Source organism: Aeribacillus sp. FSL K6-1305, assembly GCF_038050115.1.
GTDB classification, from domain to species: domain Bacteria; phylum Bacillota; class Bacilli; order Bacillales; family Aeribacillaceae; genus Aeribacillus; species Aeribacillus composti.
In genome coordinates, this window is the sequence record NZ_JBBOQV010000002.1 from 1361169 (window position 1) to 1379657 (window position 18489).

The following is an 18489-nucleotide window of genomic DNA, read 5'->3' on the forward strand; positions in this document are numbered from 1 at the left end:
AGGAGGGTATTTTTTCATGACGATTACTGAAAAAACAATACAAAGCCAGAAAAATATTGGTTGGCACGGAAAAACACTCAAGCAAATGCGCAAAGAAATTGATGAAATCAGCCGAGAGACAGGACATTACGCAGGTTTAAAAACATTGCCATTAAAAGAATCATATCCAATCCGCTATGAAAAGATCTTTTCAAAATTGCGGGGAGGAGTTGTGCATGCAAGGGAAACGGCCAAAAGAGTGGCGGCCTCCCCGATTGTTGAGCAAGAAGGGGAATTATGCTTTACTTTATACACTCCGGAAGGAGATTCGATTGTAACTTCTACTGGAATTATCATTCACGTCGGGACGATGGGCGCAGCGATTAAATACATGATTAAAAACGATTATGAAGAGAATCCGGGAATTGAAGACGGAGATATTTTCTGTAACAATGATTGCCAGATCGGAAATGTGCACCCATGTGACGTTCATACAATTGTTCCAATCTTTTACGAGGGCGAGCTGATAGGCTGGGTTGGCGGAGTTACCCACGTAATTGATGTTGGGGCGACTGCACCAGGAAGTATGACCGTTGGACCAGTTAGCCGTTACGATGACGGTTATCAAGTGGCCTGCCGTAAAATCGGTAAAAACGATACGCTCTTAAAAGATTGGCTTATTGAAAGCCAGCGTTCTGTTCGAACAACAAAGTACTGGCTTCTTGATGAACGGACTCGCGTTGCCGGCTGCCATATGATCAGAGATCTTGTCCTTGATATTGTCAAGGAGGAAGGCGTCGACACTTATAAACAATTTATTCGCGAGGTAATTGAGGATGGACGGCGCGGTTTTGTCAATCAAGTAAAAACGTTGCTGATTCCGGGTAAATACCGCCAAGTTTCATTTGTGGACGTACCATATAAAAACCTTGATGTTCCTCCTTACGCTCGTGTAAACACGATTATGCATGCCCCAACAGAACTGACTGTTCACAAAGATGGCAAGTTCCAAATCGACTTTGAAGGCGTTAACAGATGGGGATGGCACAGCTACAATGCTACACCTGTTTCGATTACGAGCGGAATATGGGTCATGATGTCGCAAACGCTCATCCCGAACGATCGGGTTAATGATGGCGCTTATTATGCGAGCCAGTTCGACTTGCCTTACGGTTCATGGCTAAATCCGGACGATATTCGGACCGCTCACAGCTATGCATGGCACTTCCTTGTATCTGCATGGAGTCCGTTATGGCGTGCACTTAGCCGCAACTACTTTGCACGCGGGTATTTAGAAGAAGTTAACGCCGGAAATGCCAACACTTCTAACTGGCTGCAAGGAGGAGGATATAACCAATTTAACGAAAATCATGCCGTTAACAGCTTCGAATCAGCAGCCGAAGGGGTCGGAGCAAGTGCGGTAAGAGACGGTATTAACCATGCGGCAGCCATCTGGAACCCTGAAGGTGATATGGGAGATATGGAAATTTGGGAGCTCGCAGAACCGCTTCTTTATTTGGGACGAAGCATAAAACCAAATACAGCAGGGTATGGAAAATACCGGGGAGGCAGCGGCTACGAGACTTTGCGGATGGTATATGGTGCAAAAGACTGGACGATGTTCTTTATGGGAAATGGCTTTATGTCAAGTGACTGCGGTTTAATGGGAGGCTATCCAGCAGCATCAGGATACCGTTTTGAAGCACATGGAACGAATTTGAAAGAACGGATCGAAAAAAGACTGCCTATTCCTACAGGGGGAGACAGTGATCCAGATAATCCAGAATACGATACTTTAATGGAAGCAAAGGAAATTATCCGTGATAAGCAATCCATTACAACAGAAACAATTTTTGAAAATTACGATCTGTATTTAAATTACCTTCGTGGGGGTCCTGGTTTTGGGGATCCGCTTGAGCGCAAGCCGAAAATGATTGAGGATGATTTAAATGAAGGACTGCTGCTGCCGCGTTATGCAGAAAGCGTTTACGGAGCAGTTGTCAGCAAAAATGAAAAAGGCAAGTATATCGTTGATGAAAAAGCGACAGAAAAACGCCGCAAAAAAATAAGAAAAGAGCGTCTAAAGCGCGGGGTTCCTGTAAAAGAATGGATGGAGCAGGAGAGACAAAAAATTCTAAACAAAGAAGCGGCTGTGCAGGTTCGTCATATGTATGCCGGCAGCTTTGCCTTAAGTGAAAAATTTGCGAATGAGTTTAAACAGTTCTGGAATCTGCCGACAGAATGGCATTTATCAGAAGATGAGTTAGGTGTACCAACCTTTGGAGCAAAAATAAATCATCAGAAAAAAACGGGGTGAGAACATGGCACAATATGATCGTAAGACGATTGAAGAGCTGATCGACGGAACAATTGATTTTTACAAATTAAAAGAAATGCTTTCAAATTTTAAGGATACTGACCGATTTGATAAATATATCAGCATTTTGCAGGAAAGAGTTCCATGGGATGATCCAATTCTATTGCCGGCTGGACTTCACCTTTATATCGTTTTGAAGCCAGATGGCAAACGAGTCGTAAAGTGTGATTGCGGACATGAATTTTGTGAGGCAAGTGACAACTGGAAACTTCATGCGCTTATACACGTTCGTGATACAGAGGAAAAAATGGTGGAGCTGTATCCGAAGCTGCTTGCTCCAGATCCGGAGTGGCAGGTTATACGTGAATACTATTGCCCAAATTGTGCAAGTCAACTGGAGGTAGAAGCTGTAACACCTTGGTATCCAATCTTAAAAGATTTTGAACCAGATATTGATGCATTTTACAATGAATGGCTGAAGCGTCCGATACCTCAAGTGAAATAAACCATCAACCAGGAGTTCGTTTCTGACTAAAGTCTGACACAATCGAACAGCAAGTGGATAACCTAGTGTTTTCATCACAAAGGTTATCCACTTTTATTTAAAGCAGTTTTAAAAAAACTATAGAAAGTTGACACATTATTTCATTTTTAGAGAGAATACCATAAAGAAACAGAATTTTTTACGACAAGCAGTTCAAAACGTATTGCTCAAAATTAATCTGTCGCATGCACACTTGAGCAAATGCGTTAAACATTTGACATCGTTTTGATAAAGCGATGGTGAACGCATGAATTTGATTCAAAAGATTAAAAATGCGAATCTAGACACTTGATATCTTCGAGTAAATACGTTAATAATTGTGGTAACACTTGTCACTTCCTTGCTTATCATCACTGGTGTGTAATTCCTTAAGAACTACGGGGGTGGTAAGTTTTTTACTTTTAAAGCCCCGAATAAAGTATTTTTATAATCTATTTTCGAAAAATTTCGATAATATGTTCAAGAGGAGGGGGGAGTACATGGGCAATCCATATATATCTATTTTCTCTACGCACAACTTGCCAGATAAAAAAAGAGATTTGGAAACTTTATGGGAAATGTTTGTGGAAAGATCGTGGGAAGATAAAATATCGGGCAAAATACGAAAAAATGTTTTAGATTCTTGGAGCCGCTGTCAGGAAACTGGAGTTGACCCGATGCAATTGCAAACGAAGGCAGCTTTAACAGAATACGAATTAAATCATCTGTTAAAAGGATCTGAGCTATATCAAATTGCGAAACCGATTATTGATAATTTATTTTATAAGTTGAAAGGTACTCGGTATCTTATCACGCTGACAGATGAAAACGGTTGCATAATTTATTTGAAAGGTGAACCGTATGTTTTGCGGGAAGCGGAAAAAATGAATTTCACAGTTGGCATGGACTGGAGCGAAAATGCAGCAGGTACAAATGCGATTGGAACGTGTATCGTCACCCAAAATCCCATTCAAATTTTTTCTGCAGAACACTTTTGTCAAGGATGTCATCCATGGACATGTTCTTCAGCTCCTATCATTCATCCCTTCACAAAAGAGGTCATCGGTGTCATCGATTTTACAGGATTTTGGGAAGATGCTCAGCCTCATACACTTGGTTTAGCTGTATCCACTGCACAAGTGATTGAAAAACAGCTTGCATACGTCTATATGAAAGTGAATAACTATTTAATAGATTATTTTTTTCAATGTGCAAATAAATGGAAAAATGATCATATTCTAGTACTGAACCATGCCTTTTATGTTGTGAAGAGCAGTGAAAAGCTAATGGAATTATTTAACCTGAAACATGCAGGAGATTTGACGGTAAATCCTGATTTTCATCCTTTAATAAATGAGATGAAAAGGATGTCCAAATTCTCTGCGAAAAACGATATTTCCAGCGATTTGCTAGTTCGAGATTTCAAGGTTTTAGCAATCGAGCCGATTCATTTTAAAGGGGAAGTTGCTGGATATATGGTCGTGTTGAAGGATAACAAAAAGGTATTCCGTACCACTGCGCGATACATTCTCAAGGATGAACCATGGAACGATATTATTGGGACATCGGATGCATTGTTAACAGCACTAAACAAATGTTATAAAGCTGCTCCTTCAAATGTTCCGATTCTTCTGTTGGGAGAAAGCGGTACAGGAAAGGAAAAAATTGCAAAATCAATACATCAATCCAGTCAGAGAAGAGATAAACCTTTTTTAGCAATAAACTGTGGCGCAATTCCGAAAGAATTGATTGGAAGTGAACTGTTCGGTTACGAAAGTGGAACTTTTACCGGAGGTTCGAAAGAAGGGAAGAAAGGAAAATTTGAGGAAGCAAACGAAGGAACCTTGTTTTTAGATGAAATCGGCGAGATGCCGCTAGATCTGCAAGTCCATTTGCTTAGGGTGCTGCAAGAAAAGGAGATTATGAGGCTGGGTTCATCTCAAACGATTCCAATTAATGTGAGAATTATTGCTGCAACGAATAAGAACTTATATGCCTTGTGTAAACAAGGGCTTTTTCGCGAAGACTTATTTTTTAGACTTAACGTTGTTACGGTTAATATTCCTCCTCTTCGTGAGCGAAGGGGAGATATTCCTCTGATTGCTGATTATTTCTTAAAAAAATTTGCAAAAAAGTATGCGAGAGAATCCCTTTCCATTGCGCAAGAAACTTTAAATTACTTTTTAGAATATTCGTGGCCCGGCAACATAAGAGAAATGCAAAATGTCATTGAGTATGCCGTCATATTTAGTGATTCTCCTGTTATTAGGATAGAAGACTTACCGGCATACTTTATTGAAAACAGAATGAGCCTCTCCATCAATAACCAGCTTAAAGATTTATCTTTAATAGAAGTCGAAGAGCAAAAAGTGCTTGTCAGGCTTTTAGAGGAAACAGGCTGGAATTTATCAGCTGTCGCCAAAAAAATGAATATTGCCAGGTCCACTCTTTATCGGAAGTTAAAAAAATATCAGCTAAAACAAACATAAGCCGATTTTCTCGCGTAAATCCAATCATATTCACTAAACTCTTCACATGTCATCACATCTCAAATTTTTTAAAACAAAAAAATGCCTAGGCAAGGCGCTTTTTTTTACGGTGTCATAGATAATAGAAGCTAGTGTGTTGAAAAATAAAAAGATCCTCAAACAAAGCTATCATACCTTATCCATTCCTTCCATACAATTGAAATGAACGACGATCATGGGAGGATGGATGATGCAATTTTATTACGGTCAGCAAATGCCGCTTCGCATATTGGATGAAGCGGAGTTTTGGAAGCATCAAGAGGAAGAGCATACTGTTGTGATCCGAGAGCTGGTGGCAAATTTAGAGCAAAACTATGTAGATGCTTTGTTAAATTGGGAAGAAGAATTGTCGAAGACGCATCAAAAGGTTGTGCGCTATATTGAGTCTGTCATACGCTCCCCTTACTATATTCCAGCAAAGCTTTATCAACGAGTATTGAATTTGGTGTCATTTTGCTTAAAGCAAAGTCTCGATTTTATTAAATTATGCCGGCAAATTAAAACGGAAAGCGCTGCTGTTCGAAAAAATCCGACCGCCAAAGTTGTTTTGGACCATATTATTCGTGAATCAGAATATTTTGTCGGCATAGCGCAAGTGCTGTTGTATGGCAGCAAGTAAATTTTCAAGGGAATTCCTTTTTTGAAGGAGTTTCCTTTTTGTTTTCCTGGATTTTATATCTATGATGTGTAATTTCGAGAGTATGAGGATATTTTTACATACTATGGAATACTAGTAAGAAAAAATTTTATTTATAAAAACCGCTGGAATATTGATTTTTATGCGGTTTTTACATTAACTAATTAGATATAGGAATTGTTATTGTTAGTTATAGGATTTAGTTAAAGACATCGGTTAGATTAAACCGGTGTCTTTAATTATAGAGGTTGTTATTTAGAAATGTTGAATTCTAAAATCACAGGGTAATTATTTTGGAGAGAATAAGGGAGGAGTTCAGTATTTTAATTAATTGGTACATGATTTGAGAAATGTCCGACATTTCTTTTGAAAAGCCGTTGACATTCTTTTATAGTTTCAGTAGGTTGATAGTAGATTACAAAGGGTGGGATGTCAGTGAAGGCTTTTTTATTCAGAGTGTTTGTTTTTGCCGTTTTATGGACGTACTTTTTATTTTCAGCTTTTTTGGATCATTCAGCACATCTCACCTTATTGGTATTTTTAAGTGCTTGTACAATTGGCTGCTATTTTTTTCTGCCTGTTGTCAAAAATACTCTTCTGTTGTACATCATCGTGGATCTTTTCATTTTGTCAGCGGGATGGCTTCAGTCTGCTGCAGGCAATCATGCCTCTCTTTTATTAATTTTATATCTTTATGTCGAAGCAATTTTTCAGCTAAAAAAACAGCCCTTTCGTCTGTTTGCCGTCATTCATGTTTCTGTTTCGATCCTGATCGCCTTATTCCTTCCTAATCCTTTTGAATGGCTGACGGTGTTTGCTATATTTACTTTCATTTCTGTTGTTTTAAATGAATATATCTTTGAAAGGAAGGAACAAAGGGAGCTGTATGAACAACTATTAGGAGAATATAGAGGATTAAAGCGTATCAGCTATGAAAACGAGCGGTCGGCCAGATTGGAAGAACGAACGAGAATTGCCCGTGATATTCATGATTCTGTCGGGCATAAATTAACGGCATTGCTGATGCAGCTTGAGATGCTTTCGATCAAAGAGAAAAGGAAGGAATATGAAGAATTAAAATCTTTAGTTCGCGAAAGTTTAGAGGAAACGAGACATGCAGTTAGGGCGCTAAAAATGGATGAAAGTGAAGGGATTTCGTCAGTGCTTCAGCTCATTCGTAAGCTGGAATCGGAAAGTCATATTATGGTGCATTTTACGACGAAGCAAGGGGTTTTGTCGGCCCGTCTTACTAATCAGCAAAATGTCGTTTTGTACCGAGTCATCCAAGAGGCGCTAACGAATGCGATGCGGCATGCGCAATCAAGGGAAGTGTATATCATATTAGGAAAAAATGCGATCGGTGACTTGGAATTTACGATAAAAAACCGGATATCGGATGCCAAACCGTTTCAAAAAGGCTTCGGTTTAACGAATATGAAAGAGCGTGTGAAAGAAGCTGGAGGAAGCTTGAACATATTTCAAACAAATGATGAGTTTGTTGTTCATGGGACTTTGCCAATAAAGGAGTATGAATGATGACCATCCGTATTTTACTTGTTGAAGATCAAGCCATTGTCCGCCAGGGCTTGAAAATGATGATCGAACAGGACGAGCAATTAAAAGTAGTCGCGGAAGCTGATCATGGGTTAAAAGCAATCGAAATAATGGAAAAGACAATTGTAGACCTGATTTTAATGGATATTCGCATGCCAGTTATGAACGGAGTAGAAGCGACTAAAAAAATAAAAGAGCGGTGGCCTGATGCGAAAATTCTTATTTTAACAACGTTTAATGATGAGGAATATGCCGTACAGACGTTGAAGGATGGGGCAAGCGGTTTTTTGCTGAAGACATCTGAACCGGCAAAGCTGATTGATGCGATACATAGCTGCATGAAAGGCGGAATGTCCATTCATGAAGATGTAGCGGCAAAAATGGTACCGAAGCTGCTGGAAAAGCCAAAAAAAGAGATGGTGAACGTGCCTTTAACACCGCGTGAGCTGGCGATTGTGAAGCTTGTCGGCGAAGGAAAAACGAACAAAGAAATTGCGTCTGACCTTCATTTGTCCGTCGGAACTGTCAAAAACCATATGACGCAAATTTTAAATAAAATTGGGCTGCGGGATAGAACACAGCTCGCTATTTATGCCATTAAACATGATATTTGCTAGCTGTTTGATTAGGATCGGCTATTTAGGCCGGTCTTTTTTGTATTGAAATAATGCCGTGAAATTTTAAAGCTCTATGTTAATGAAGCGTTCATAATTGAAAAATGTTTGCTTCGACTCGGAATGTTTGCTGATTTTCAGCGCTATTCCTAGAGACTTTGTAAATGTATGACCTAAGTCATAGTTTTTCAGTGAAAAGAGTGACTGCAGATAGTATGTGAGAAAGTGCGGACGCTGTAATATACAAATAGAACGTTGAGAGGGAGGATAAAAAATGCTGGAAGCTGTTGAAATAACGAAAAGGTTTAAACAAACGCATGCTGTAAACGGTGTGAATTTATTTTTGGAAAGAGGGGAAATCATCGGGCTTTTGGGGCCAAACGGCGCCGGCAAATCGACCACCATTTCAATTATTTCTACTCTGATTCCGCCGACAAGCGGTGATGTTCGTTTGAATAACGAAAGTGTCATCAAAAGGCCGGAAAAGCTCAGAAAAATTTTAGGGGTTGTACCGCAAGAAATTGCATTATATCCCGATTTATCAGCGCGGGAAAATTTGCTGTTTTTCGGCAAAATTTATCGGCTGTCAGGTTCGCAATTAAAACAGAAGGTAGAGGAAGTTTTGGAAATGATCGGTTTAACGGATCGCCAGCATGATCTTGTCAAAAATTTTTCAGGCGGAATGAAGAGAAGATTGAACATCGGGGCTGCCTTGTTGCACGAACCTGAATTGATTATTATGGATGAACCGACAGTCGGCATTGATCCGCAATCAAGAAATTATATTTTGGAAACGGTCAAAAGGTTAAATAAAGAGAAAAAAATGACCGTATTGTACACGAGCCATTATATGGAGGAAGTCGAATTTTTATGCAATCGCATTTACATTATGGATAAAGGGAATATTTTGGCGGCCGGTACTAAAGAGGAGATAAAAAATATTTTATCGGCAGAAAACACAATCCAAATTACTGTCGAGCGCGTGAACGATTCATTTATTCAAGCGCTGCGTGATCATCCGGTTGTCAATCGCGTGACTGTGCAAGATCGGGTAATTACCGTATTAACGCCAAAGGAAGCGAATGCTTTTTCCATATTGTTCAAAATTGCTGAGGAAACAAACACAATGTTGACATCTATCGAGATTAAAACACCTACTTTGGAAGATGTGTTTCTTCATTTAACTGGAAGAGCATTACGAAATTAAAAGGGTGATGACCATGATTGGACAATTTATTAAGAAACAATTTTTAATAATGATCCGCAATAAGCAGGAATTGCTTCTTCTATTAGTAATGCCGTTCACTCTTATATCTATTTTAGGTTTTGCGCTCACAAGTGTAATGGACAGCAAAAAAATGGATATTCAAGCGAAAGTAGCGATTGTCGAACATGGCAATGAACAAAAGGACTTCGAAAAATTCGCCAACGACGTAAAAAACGTGCAAATGCCGGATGAGGAAAAGGAATTTCTATTAAAACAAGTGGAAAAAATGATGCCTATTTCCATTTTAAAACAAGAAATTTTAGGCTCAAAAGAGCTAGAACCGTATATACAAATGGCAGAGTTTCAGCCTTCTGAATTGGAGGAAATTCGTGAAAATGACAAATATACAGTCATTGTTGAAGTGCCGGAGCATTTTTCATACACGTTGTTAAACCATTTAATATTTGGTGAGAAAACGAAGCCGAAGCTTAGTATATATGTCAACGAAGGCAAAGAAATTACAGCCCAATTTGTTCAAGAACTCATCACTGAATTTCAAGAGCAATATTCTTTGATTTCTAAACTGGATCAGGCTGGCTTAAACGAATCACTTGAACTGCCTGTCGTAAAAGTAAAGGGAGAAATGGAAACCGTGACAAAACGGGAGCCTATTAATTCTTTTACTTATTATACAGTCGGCATAAGCGTTATGTTTGTGTTGTATCTGGCCTCGTATATTTCGTCTCATGCTTTGCAAGAAAAACAGTCGAACGCATTCCATCGTTTGTTGCTTGCCAATGTACCGAAAAATTTATACATGGCTGCTATTTTCATAACTTCCTTGATCATTGCCTTTTTTCAGCTCTCCTTGTTATATGCTTTAGCAGCCGTTTTTTACAGTGTCAAGTGGCCGGATCTCGTCTCGTTTATCATTGTTACGCTTGCTCTTTGTGTGGCAGTCGGAGGAATAGGAACCTTTTTAACATCATTGAGCTATCGAATAAATTCAGATAATGTTTCCATTTTCTTCTCAAGCGGAGTCGTTTCTATTTTGGCTTTTCTTGGTGGCAGCTATTTCCCGGTTTCGCAAATGTCGGAATTTATGCACAAATTGGGGGATATGACGCCAAATGGAGCCGGCATGACAGCTTATTTAAAAATTTTGCAAGGCTATGATCTGTCGCAATTTATTTGGCCTGTCATATACTTATGTCTTTTCGGTTTTGTTATGTTCGTATTGAGCTTGCTAGTTTTCCCAAAAAGGGGTGAAATGGCGTGATCGGAGTTTTGACAGCAAAGCTGCGTCTTTTTATCCGGAAGCCTTGGCTATTTTTAATGGTGTCGATCCTTTCTGTCGTTTTTGCTATGCTCATCAGTTCCGTAAACAAACAGACTATAGTTGTTCCAGTATACAGCGCACTGCCTGAAAGTGAAGTGAAGGAAATCATTCGCTCTCTTGAGCAGTATAATCTATTTTCGTTTAAAAGGATGAAAAAAGAGGAAGTTGAAAAGCTGGTTGGCGAAGGTAAGGCGGAAGCAGGTGTGGAGCTTAAAAAGGACGATTTCCGCATAATCGTTGCTTCCAATACCCCCAATAGCTATTTGGTTCAGCAAACGGTTCAAAAAGTTTACGCAAAAGCATTACAATCCAAGTCGATCATCGATCAGGTGAAGGAAAAACAAGGAGAATCAAGCGCAAAGCAAGTGGCAAAATCGCTTACGGAAGCGAAAAACGATCCGGTGTTTACCGTAGAGACAAAACATTTCCGTGCGGATGAAACTGTTATCATCAACAGCAAAATGCAATCGATTTTCGGCAGTGTCTTATTTTTTGTCATTTATACGATTGCGTACAACGTTTTCAATATATTAATGGAAAAGCGAAACGGCATTTGGGATCGAATGATTTTGTCGCCGGTCAAAAAATGGGAGATGTATACCGGAAATTTAATTTACAGTTTTGCAACCGGCTATATTCAGGTGGCGCTCATTTTTGCAGTCTTTCACTTTGTGTTTGATGTAGATTTCAGCGATAAATTTTGGTTTGTGCTCGTATTGCTCATCCCTTATGTACTGGCAATTGTCGCAATATCAATTTTTATAGTAGGAATTGTCAATAATGAGCAGCAGTTTCATGCGGTGCTTCCGCTTGTTTCTGTCAGCATGGCGATGCTCGGAGGAGCTTATTGGCCGCTGGAAATTGTTTCTTCGGATGCACTTCTCTTGCTTTCAAAATTTGTCCCCGTTACGTATGGAATGGACCTGTTAAAAGGGGCGGTAGTTTACGGCTACTCATTCAGCGATTTGCTCTATCCGATGAGCATCCTATTCTTGATGGCTGTTGTGTTCATGGGGTTAGGGATCAACATTATGGAGCGGAAACGGGCTTAAGCGGTCAGCTTCCATTTGTAAATTATATGCGGCTCCCGCCTTAATCGTTGGCGGGAGCAAAATTTTGCATTTGTCGGCTGACAAGCTTTTGATACAACGGATGGGACTGCAATAGCTCATTATGTGTTCCCTGACCGGTAATTTTACCATTTTCGAGGACGATGATTAAATCTGCATTAATAATAGTTGAAAGTCGATGGGCGATGACAAATGTTGTACGATTTTTCATAAGATGAAGGAGAGCGTTTTGCACTTTTTGTTCGGAGTTGCTGTCTAAATTGGATGTAGCTTCATCCAGCAGAAGAATTTTTGGATTTCTCAACAGTGCCCTCGCGATGGCAATGCGCTGACGCTGCCCACCGGATAGTTTGATCCCTCTTTCGCCGACTTCCGTTTCATAGCCGTCTTGCATTTGTTCGATGAATTCATCTACATTGGCCAATTGCGCTGCTTTTCTCACTTCTTCTTCGCTGACTGTACGATTTAGCCCGTAGCAAATATTTTCACGAATCGTGCCAGACATAATCGGGCTTTCTTGAGAAACGTAACCGATCTGTTGGCGCCACTCAAAAAGCGGAAATTCGCGAATGTCGGTATTCCCTAATTTTATTGCCCCGTTTGTTGGCTGATAGAACCGTTCAATAAGGGAAAAAATAGTTGTTTTACCAGCACCGCTTGGTCCGACGATCGCGACGGTTTGGCCGGGCTTCACTTCAAAATGAACGTTTTGCAAAATCGTTTTTCCTTTTTCATAAGCAAACGAGATGTCTTGAAACACGATTGGTTTATGAACATCAATTCTTGTATTTCCATTACTATGTTCTGTTTCTGTATTCAAAAGCTGCTGAATTCGTTCTGTCGCACCCATTGCCTTTTGGAAAGCTGTAAAGAATCCTGCCATTTGACTAAAAGGTACAATAATTTGCACCATATATATTATGATGGCAACAAGCGAACCTGCGGATAATTCCCCTGCGGCAACACGAATTCCTCCATAGCCGATAATGACGACTAACACCGCCATAATAATCGTTGCCATTAAAGGTGCAATAATCGCTTGGATTTTTGCTTCCTTCAAGCCGAATCGGAACAACTGCTGAATTTTTTGATTTCCGTTTTGTTTTTCGACAGGTTCGGCAATGTTTGATTTTACCAACCGGATATCGCTCAGCACGCGGCCTAGATTGCCGCTGAAAGTGGCCATTTCGTCTTGGGTTTGCATGGAAATTTTATAGATTTTCTGTCCAAGTGGAAGAACCAATACGATAGCAAGCGGTACAAAAATAAACAGAATGAGCGTCATTTTCCAATCAATGATAATTAAAATAGCGACAGCCCCTAAGACCGTAACAATTCCTGAAACGAAATTAGCTAAATGCTCGGTCACGAGCGACTTTACTGTATAAGTGTCCTGTGTTATGCGGCTCATCAATTCTCCAGATTCATGGCGGTCAAAATAAGGTATCGGCAAATACAGCACATGGTTCCAAAGCTTTGAACGGATTTTTGCCACAATATATTCGCCAATATAAGACATAAGATAATAGGAGAAGCCTGATGTGGCTGACTGAAGAATAAAAACTGCAATCAATAAAAAGATTAAATGAGTTTCAATACTTGAAGTTGAAAAACGATCAATCAAATCCCGTGTAAAGATCGGAACGACTAATCCTGTAGCTGCTTCCAAAAGACTTAATGCGATTGCCGCAACAAAAATCCAGAAAGGAGGGTTAGCCATTTTTATCAGCTTTTTAAAATTTTGCCAGGAAGTTTGATTTTTTTCAAAATTATCCACAATGAATCTCTCCTTTACGTTCGGGCCATTTTGAATCAGGATTGCTGGATAGCTTCTCTCCTTCTTAGTTTTATCTTAAAACCTGACGTAACGTTAGAATCAATATATTTTTTGAAAAAATGATTTAAATTTTGAAATTGTATGGAAAGGAAGAATTGCGGCTGTCTAAGTGGAACAGATTTGACGTCTCAGTCCTTTTCATATCGTTAAAACGGTTACATGAAGCCCGCCTCTAAGCAAGTGGGAGGGGGTAGTTCATCGAAATATTTTAAAGAAAGAATTAATGAATCACTAAGTGCAAGAGAGAAGAGTTTGGCTTTGTGTTGCGCCGGCTAGTATCCAGCAAGCCCGGCCAAACAACGAAAAGCGAGCGCGAATCTTGACCTTTGATTATTTTTTCAATTTGAAAGGGTTTTGCTTCTTGGTTGTCAAAATATATTTTTGTATCAATCATAGATGGGGAAGGAGAATTCATCATGAAAACTGCTGATTTATGCGATCAATATTTAGAAAAGCTTCAAGTTTGTAAATTGCCGCTTATCAGTTATGGGGGACAAAAGGAATTTTCAGGTCCAATTGCAACGGTTGAAGTGTTTGAAGATAATGTGCTAGTTCGTCAGGCTCTAGAAACGATCCCAAAAGGTTCAGTTCTAGTTGTGGATGGAAAAGGTTCACGAAACTGCGCGCTTTTAGGAGATCGTTTAGCTCAGATTGCATGTGAACGTGAATTATCTGGCGTGATTATAAATGGATGTATACGCGACTCCGCTGAAATTGCGACGATGCCGATTGGGGTAAAGGCACTCGGCACCTGTCCGGTTAAAAGTAAAAAAGAAGGGAAAGGAAGCCGTGATGTCGTACTTGAATTTGGTGAAGTGCACTGGATCCCAAATGCGTATGTGTATGCTGACAGTGATGGCATTGTTGTTTCGGAGGAGTCCCTAAATATCGATTCATTTGATTGATTCGCATACCGTCATTATGTAGGAATCATAGTAAAGGTACGCATAAGTGATAAGCAGTCAAATGATACAGAATACAAATTGAAAAAAATGTTTTTTTCTAAATACATGCGTGTACAGCAGCATACATAATAACAACAGTTCAGCAATGTAAGATTTATGGATATAAGTCAGATTTTTGAACACAAATTTTTTCATGAAGTTCCTGTCCGTATAAGTGTGGTAAGGCAGTGACACTCGACAATGAGCCTCTGCGGGCGTGATTCTTCTGTCAAGAAGGAGATGTGTAAAACATCGGCAGGCAATCATGTCCGTTGCTCCAGTAAAGTTGCTGTAATCTCCATTCTATTTAATGTATATTAAATGTACGTTTTTTATTGGTATTGACGATTTAAAAAAGAAATAAAAGATTTTCGGGTCGTTTTTACTGTAGAAGCGGAAAAACAAATTGACAAAAAATTCAATGTAACTAAGACATTTTCCATAAAAAGGGGTGTGATATACAAAATTACTCCTCAGAGCTGAAGGATTTCTACTTCACTTGATATGACGGGTACTAGCCCGTTCGCAACTTTATTATAGAGAGTAAAGGCATATATCCTTATTTGGTAAGCCCAAAATGCTTCAAATAGTCGAGAAGAGAATACTGGTGAGATGGCACATACATTCTAAAAAGAACATTGTAATTACTGTTTGAGGAAAGAATATACAAACTAGGGGGAAACAGAAGAAATTGAAACCATTTATGTACTTTTCGTAGTAGATTAATAGGGTAACTTGACAAGCTCTTTTATCGATTGTTACAGTTTATTCATAAAATATCAAAGCAGTGTGCTAGTAATTTTACTTTTTACTGTAGATGGGCAAATGAACTACATAATCTGTAGGTGAGCAAATTATCTAACAAATATTTACATCCAAATAAGAAAATAGGCATGCCCCCGCCTCCTTGGTTAAAATAGATGTGCCAACAAACCATTTATACAAGAAGGTTCATGTCTTATGAATAGATTAGCACATTGGCACTTTATTTATTAAAAACCTATCATGAAGCATTCCGTTCATCTTGAAGATGCGATGATTATGAAAGGCTTTCTAAAACATTTACTGATCACTACCTGGGAACTTTCACCGAATCATCGCTCGACACTTAGCCATTTTTCTCAAAAAAACCTGGAATGAAGAGACATTACTTCGCAAACTCAGTATCAGTAGGGGATGCTTCATCGCATTGAACGCATTGCTAAACATGAAAATCAATCCATTTTTGTTTCGCTCGACGATACAATTTGGCAAAAAAAAACAAATCCTTCGTCACGGACAAAGCATATCATTCAAGGATGTTGATTGGAATGATTCTCACGCCGATAAATAGTTAATCTGGGTACATTCTCTCGCTTGGCTCACGGTTCATGTGATGACTCAAGACTTTCTCTTTCGTGTTTCGCCCCTACGACAATACGGCTGGGGAAAAAAGTGGAAACTTGCGGTTGAAATGCCTTCTTCTTTGGATGTGAACCGTCCCGTTTATGTGCTAATGGACTCTTGGTATCAATCTCAAACGCTCATGGAAGCTTGCTTGAAAAAAAGATTCCACGTGATTGCAACGCTCAAGACCAATCGTTTTTTATCCAAAAGACATGGCGGTTCAGGCAAAGGAGTTTGACCACTCTCTTTGAAAGACACTCATCTCGTCCATGGTGGGAGAAGAACGTTATCGCGTTGACCGCTACGAAGGGGCGCACAAAAGTATCAGATATGCCGTGGTGCTACTCTGCTTAAAAAGACGATCAACCATGACGCTTGACAATCTTCATTGCGTTTTGAGTACCGATCGAAAGCTATGTAACAAAGACATCTTTGCGCTACTATGTCGACGTTGGTCGATCGATTCTTTTTCCATCAAGCGAAAGACCACTAAGCCCGATGGGTACCGTATTAGCAGGCGTTGGGCGGTGAAACGGTATTGGATTCTAGTTTTATTAGTTTATGTGTACAGTATGACGAGAAATCCAACAGCGACTTTAACTAGAAGGGACGCATCTTTGTCGAGTTTATTTATCAGAAAACAAAGCAAGATACTCCCAAAAAAACAGTTTCATATAGCAAAAGGGATACTTGTTTGTTGTTTTTTTTAGATGACAATTGTTGTGTAATTTACATGGCGTAACTATAGTTATTTATTGTATTTTTAAAGTAAGGGAGTGACTTATTTGAAAGAAAAAGCATCTAGCCAAACATGGGCAATGATATTATTTACAATTGGCGTGTTTATGGCTGCTTTAGATAATGGAATCATTAGTGCTGCACTGACAACGATTAACAATTCGTTCGAAGTTTCTGCTAATTGGGGGGCATGGGGAGTTACCCTTTATACATTAGGATTAGCTATCAGTGTCCCGATCATCGGAAAAATATCGGATCGATATGGACGAAAAAAATTATTTATTGTTGAAATTGCTTTGTTTGGTTTGGGATCTTTACTTGTTGCTTTAAGCCCAAATTTTATTTTTTATTTAAGTGCTCGATTCTTACAGGCTCTTGGTGGAGGGGGAATCTTCATTATCGGTAGTTCACATGTACTAAGTACGATGCCGGTTGAAAAACAAGGAAAAGCCCTTGGAATGTTGGGTGGAATGAATGGGATTGCCGCCGTTTTGGGACCGAATATTGGCAGCATGTTATTAGATTTAACAGGTAAATGGCATGTATTATTTTTTATCAATGTCCCGATAGCGATATTTTTAATTATCTTTGGATGGGTAAAATTAGAAGAAACGAAAGACCCGGAAACTGGGCGTCTCGATTTGTTCGGAACGGTTTTACTATCTCTTTCCGTTTTAGGAATCATGTATGGATTGACGAATATCGAAGGTGTCGAATTTGTAGACAGCTTGTTGAGCCCAAATGTGTATGGTTTTATTTTATCGGGGATTGTTCTTTTCATTGCTTTGATTTTTCATGAAAGCAAACTCGAAAGAAATGGCGGCGACCCTGTTCTTCCTTATCGTTTGTTAAAACAACCTACGTACCTTTTAACTTTATTAATAGGGACTTTCTCTGGGGCGTTGCTGGCAGCCATGATTTTTATCCCGGCATTTACAGAACAAGTGCTCGGGATTGCGTCAGAAAATTCCGGGTATTGGTTAACACCCCTTGCAATAATGGCGGGAATCGGTGCATCTATGGGTGGAGCATTCGTTGATAAAAGAGGACCAATTTCAGCGGTGATATTATCGGGAATCATAACTTCCATCGGTTTTCTCTTGTTCCCGACATGGATTGATTCAAAATGGCAGTTCATTATTTCTTCGTCGGTTGCAGGTTTGGGAATGGGAATACTTCTCGGTGCCCCGTTAAATATTTTAGCGACAGAAACGCTGAAGTCGGATAAAGGTTCCGCACTTTCTACCTTATCGTTAAGCCGACAAATCGGTATGACCCTCGCTCCAACGATCTACGCAGGTTTCATCGCTAGGGGATTCAATCACATTCCCGAGTTATTTAAATCCCATTTTCCTATTATACTAAAGGAAAAGATAGGAGGGACGAGTTTAAGTTCGGAAGCCATGAAGGAGTTTTACCAACTATCTCAACAATTTGGTACGTCATCTGGGGAATTTTCCGAAAATCAGATGCTGGGAATCATCAATCAAGTCAAAGATCCAGGGTTAAAAGAAGTGATCCAATCGAGTGTCGATCAAATCACCTTAATGGCAGCACAAGATGGTTACAATGGACTCTTTTATTCTGCCGTAACCTTAGCGATCATGACAATTTTCGTTACTTTGATCCTAATTCCCATTCGCAAAAGAAAACTTGGGGAGACAAAGCAAGTTCATTCTTCATAAGCAGTTGATCATGTTTAAAGATGTTCACTTTTCATAAAGAATGAAGATCACCGGGAGGAGAAATGAAATTCGGTTAGTTAAGATGGTTTACATTTATCCGTTGGCTTTTACCTCCTAAATTCTTGCAAAAG

General features: G+C 39.4%; 12 protein-coding genes and 1 pseudogene. 12 read left to right on the forward strand and 1 reads right to left on the reverse strand.

Going from position 1 to position 18489, the window contains the following annotated elements; genetic code table 11:
* Positions 1–16 precede the first annotated feature (16 nt).
* The 9 genes from NST97_RS16385 to NST97_RS16425 all read left to right on the forward strand — a co-directional run bounded on the left by NST97_RS16385 (position 17) and on the right by NST97_RS16425 (position 11750).
* Positions 17–2296: a hydantoinase B/oxoprolinase family protein gene (locus tag NST97_RS16385; protein ID WP_339198811.1), complete on the forward strand. Its 2280-nt coding sequence runs from the start codon at positions 17–19 to the stop codon at positions 2294–2296.
* A 4-nt stretch (positions 2297–2300) separates the two neighbouring features.
* A complete protein-coding gene (locus NST97_RS16390; protein ID WP_144598056.1) occupies positions 2301–2801 on the forward strand; it encodes an acetone carboxylase subunit gamma in 501 nt (166 codons plus the stop codon).
* 518 nt (positions 2802–3319) lie between these two features.
* Positions 3320–5308 carry a sigma-54-dependent Fis family transcriptional regulator gene (locus NST97_RS16395; RefSeq protein WP_341343480.1) on the forward strand — a complete coding sequence of 663 codons (1989 nt, stop codon included), beginning with the start codon at positions 3320–3322 and terminating at the stop codon, positions 5306–5308.
* Between the two features lie 229 nt (positions 5309–5537).
* The gene (locus NST97_RS16400) at positions 5538–5966 is read left to right on the forward strand and encodes a DUF2935 domain-containing protein (protein ID WP_339195668.1); all 429 of its coding nucleotides are present in this window, start codon (positions 5538–5540) and stop codon (positions 5964–5966) included.
* Positions 5967–6419: 453 nt separating this feature from the next.
* Positions 6420–7520, forward strand: coding sequence for a sensor histidine kinase (locus NST97_RS16405; protein ID WP_066246778.1), 1101 nt, complete (start codon positions 6420–6422; stop codon positions 7518–7520).
* A complete protein-coding gene (locus NST97_RS16410) occupies positions 7520–8155 on the forward strand; it encodes a response regulator (RefSeq protein ID WP_066246776.1) in 636 nt (211 codons plus the stop codon). The genes NST97_RS16405 and NST97_RS16410 overlap by 1 nt, the downstream gene beginning before the upstream one ends.
* Before the next feature lie 271 nt (positions 8156–8426).
* Positions 8427–9359, forward strand: a complete 933-nt coding sequence (locus tag NST97_RS16415) for an ABC transporter ATP-binding protein (protein WP_063389232.1) — start codon at positions 8427–8429, stop codon at positions 9357–9359.
* Between the two features lie 13 nt (positions 9360–9372).
* On the forward strand, positions 9373–10638 hold the full coding sequence (locus NST97_RS16420) for an ABC transporter permease (protein ID WP_063389231.1): 1266 nt from the start codon (positions 9373–9375) through the stop codon (positions 10636–10638).
* Positions 10635–11750, forward strand: a complete 1116-nt coding sequence (locus tag NST97_RS16425) for an ABC transporter permease (RefSeq protein WP_066246774.1) — start codon at positions 10635–10637, stop codon at positions 11748–11750. The genes NST97_RS16420 and NST97_RS16425 overlap by 4 nt, the downstream gene beginning before the upstream one ends.
* 40 nt (positions 11751–11790) lie before the next feature.
* Here NST97_RS16425 and NST97_RS16430 read toward each other — a convergent pair whose 3' ends face one another.
* Entirely contained in the window at positions 11791–13488 is a 1698-nt protein-coding gene (locus tag NST97_RS16430) for an ABC transporter ATP-binding protein (protein WP_066246993.1), read from the reverse strand.
* A 533-nt stretch (positions 13489–14021) separates the two neighbouring features.
* Here NST97_RS16430 and rraA point away from each other — a divergent pair.
* From rraA to NST97_RS16445, 3 genes and pseudogenes are all read left to right on the forward strand, one after another.
* A complete protein-coding gene (rraA, locus tag NST97_RS16435) occupies positions 14022–14510 on the forward strand; it encodes a ribonuclease E activity regulator RraA (protein ID WP_339211010.1) in 489 nt (162 codons plus the stop codon).
* A gap of 946 nt (positions 14511–15456) precedes the next feature.
* Positions 15457–16677 (forward strand): annotated as a pseudogene (locus NST97_RS16440) (transposase).
* A gap of 34 nt (positions 16678–16711) precedes the next feature.
* On the forward strand, positions 16712–18358 hold the full coding sequence (locus NST97_RS16445) for an MFS transporter (protein WP_422386923.1): 1647 nt from the start codon (positions 16712–16714) through the stop codon (positions 18356–18358).
* Positions 18359–18489: the final 131 nt, after the last annotated feature.

What these genes read in the sequence shown, in the direction of transcription:
- NST97_RS16385 (WP_339198811.1), top strand. Translation starts at nt 17, where the DNA reads ATGACGATTACTGAAAAAACAATACAAAGCCAGAAAAATATTGGTTGG.
- NST97_RS16390 (WP_144598056.1), top strand. Translation starts at nt 2,301, where the DNA reads ATGGCACAATATGATCGTAAGACGATTGAAGAGCTGATCGACGGAACA.
- NST97_RS16395 (WP_341343480.1), top strand. Translation starts at nt 3,320, where the DNA reads ATGGGCAATCCATATATATCTATTTTCTCTACGCACAACTTGCCAGAT.
- NST97_RS16400 (WP_339195668.1), top strand. Translation starts at nt 5,538, where the DNA reads ATGCAATTTTATTACGGTCAGCAAATGCCGCTTCGCATATTGGATGAA.
- NST97_RS16410 (WP_066246776.1), top strand. Translation starts at nt 7,520, where the DNA reads ATGACCATCCGTATTTTACTTGTTGAAGATCAAGCCATTGTCCGCCAG.
- NST97_RS16415 (WP_063389232.1), top strand. Translation starts at nt 8,427, where the DNA reads ATGCTGGAAGCTGTTGAAATAACGAAAAGGTTTAAACAAACGCATGCT.
- NST97_RS16420 (WP_063389231.1), top strand. Translation starts at nt 9,373, where the DNA reads ATGATTGGACAATTTATTAAGAAACAATTTTTAATAATGATCCGCAAT.
- NST97_RS16430 (WP_066246993.1), bottom strand. Translation starts at nt 13,488, where the DNA reads ATGGCTAACCCTCCTTTCTGGATTTTTGTTGCGGCAATCGCATTAAGT.
- rraA (WP_339211010.1), top strand. Translation starts at nt 14,022, where the DNA reads ATGAAAACTGCTGATTTATGCGATCAATATTTAGAAAAGCTTCAAGTT.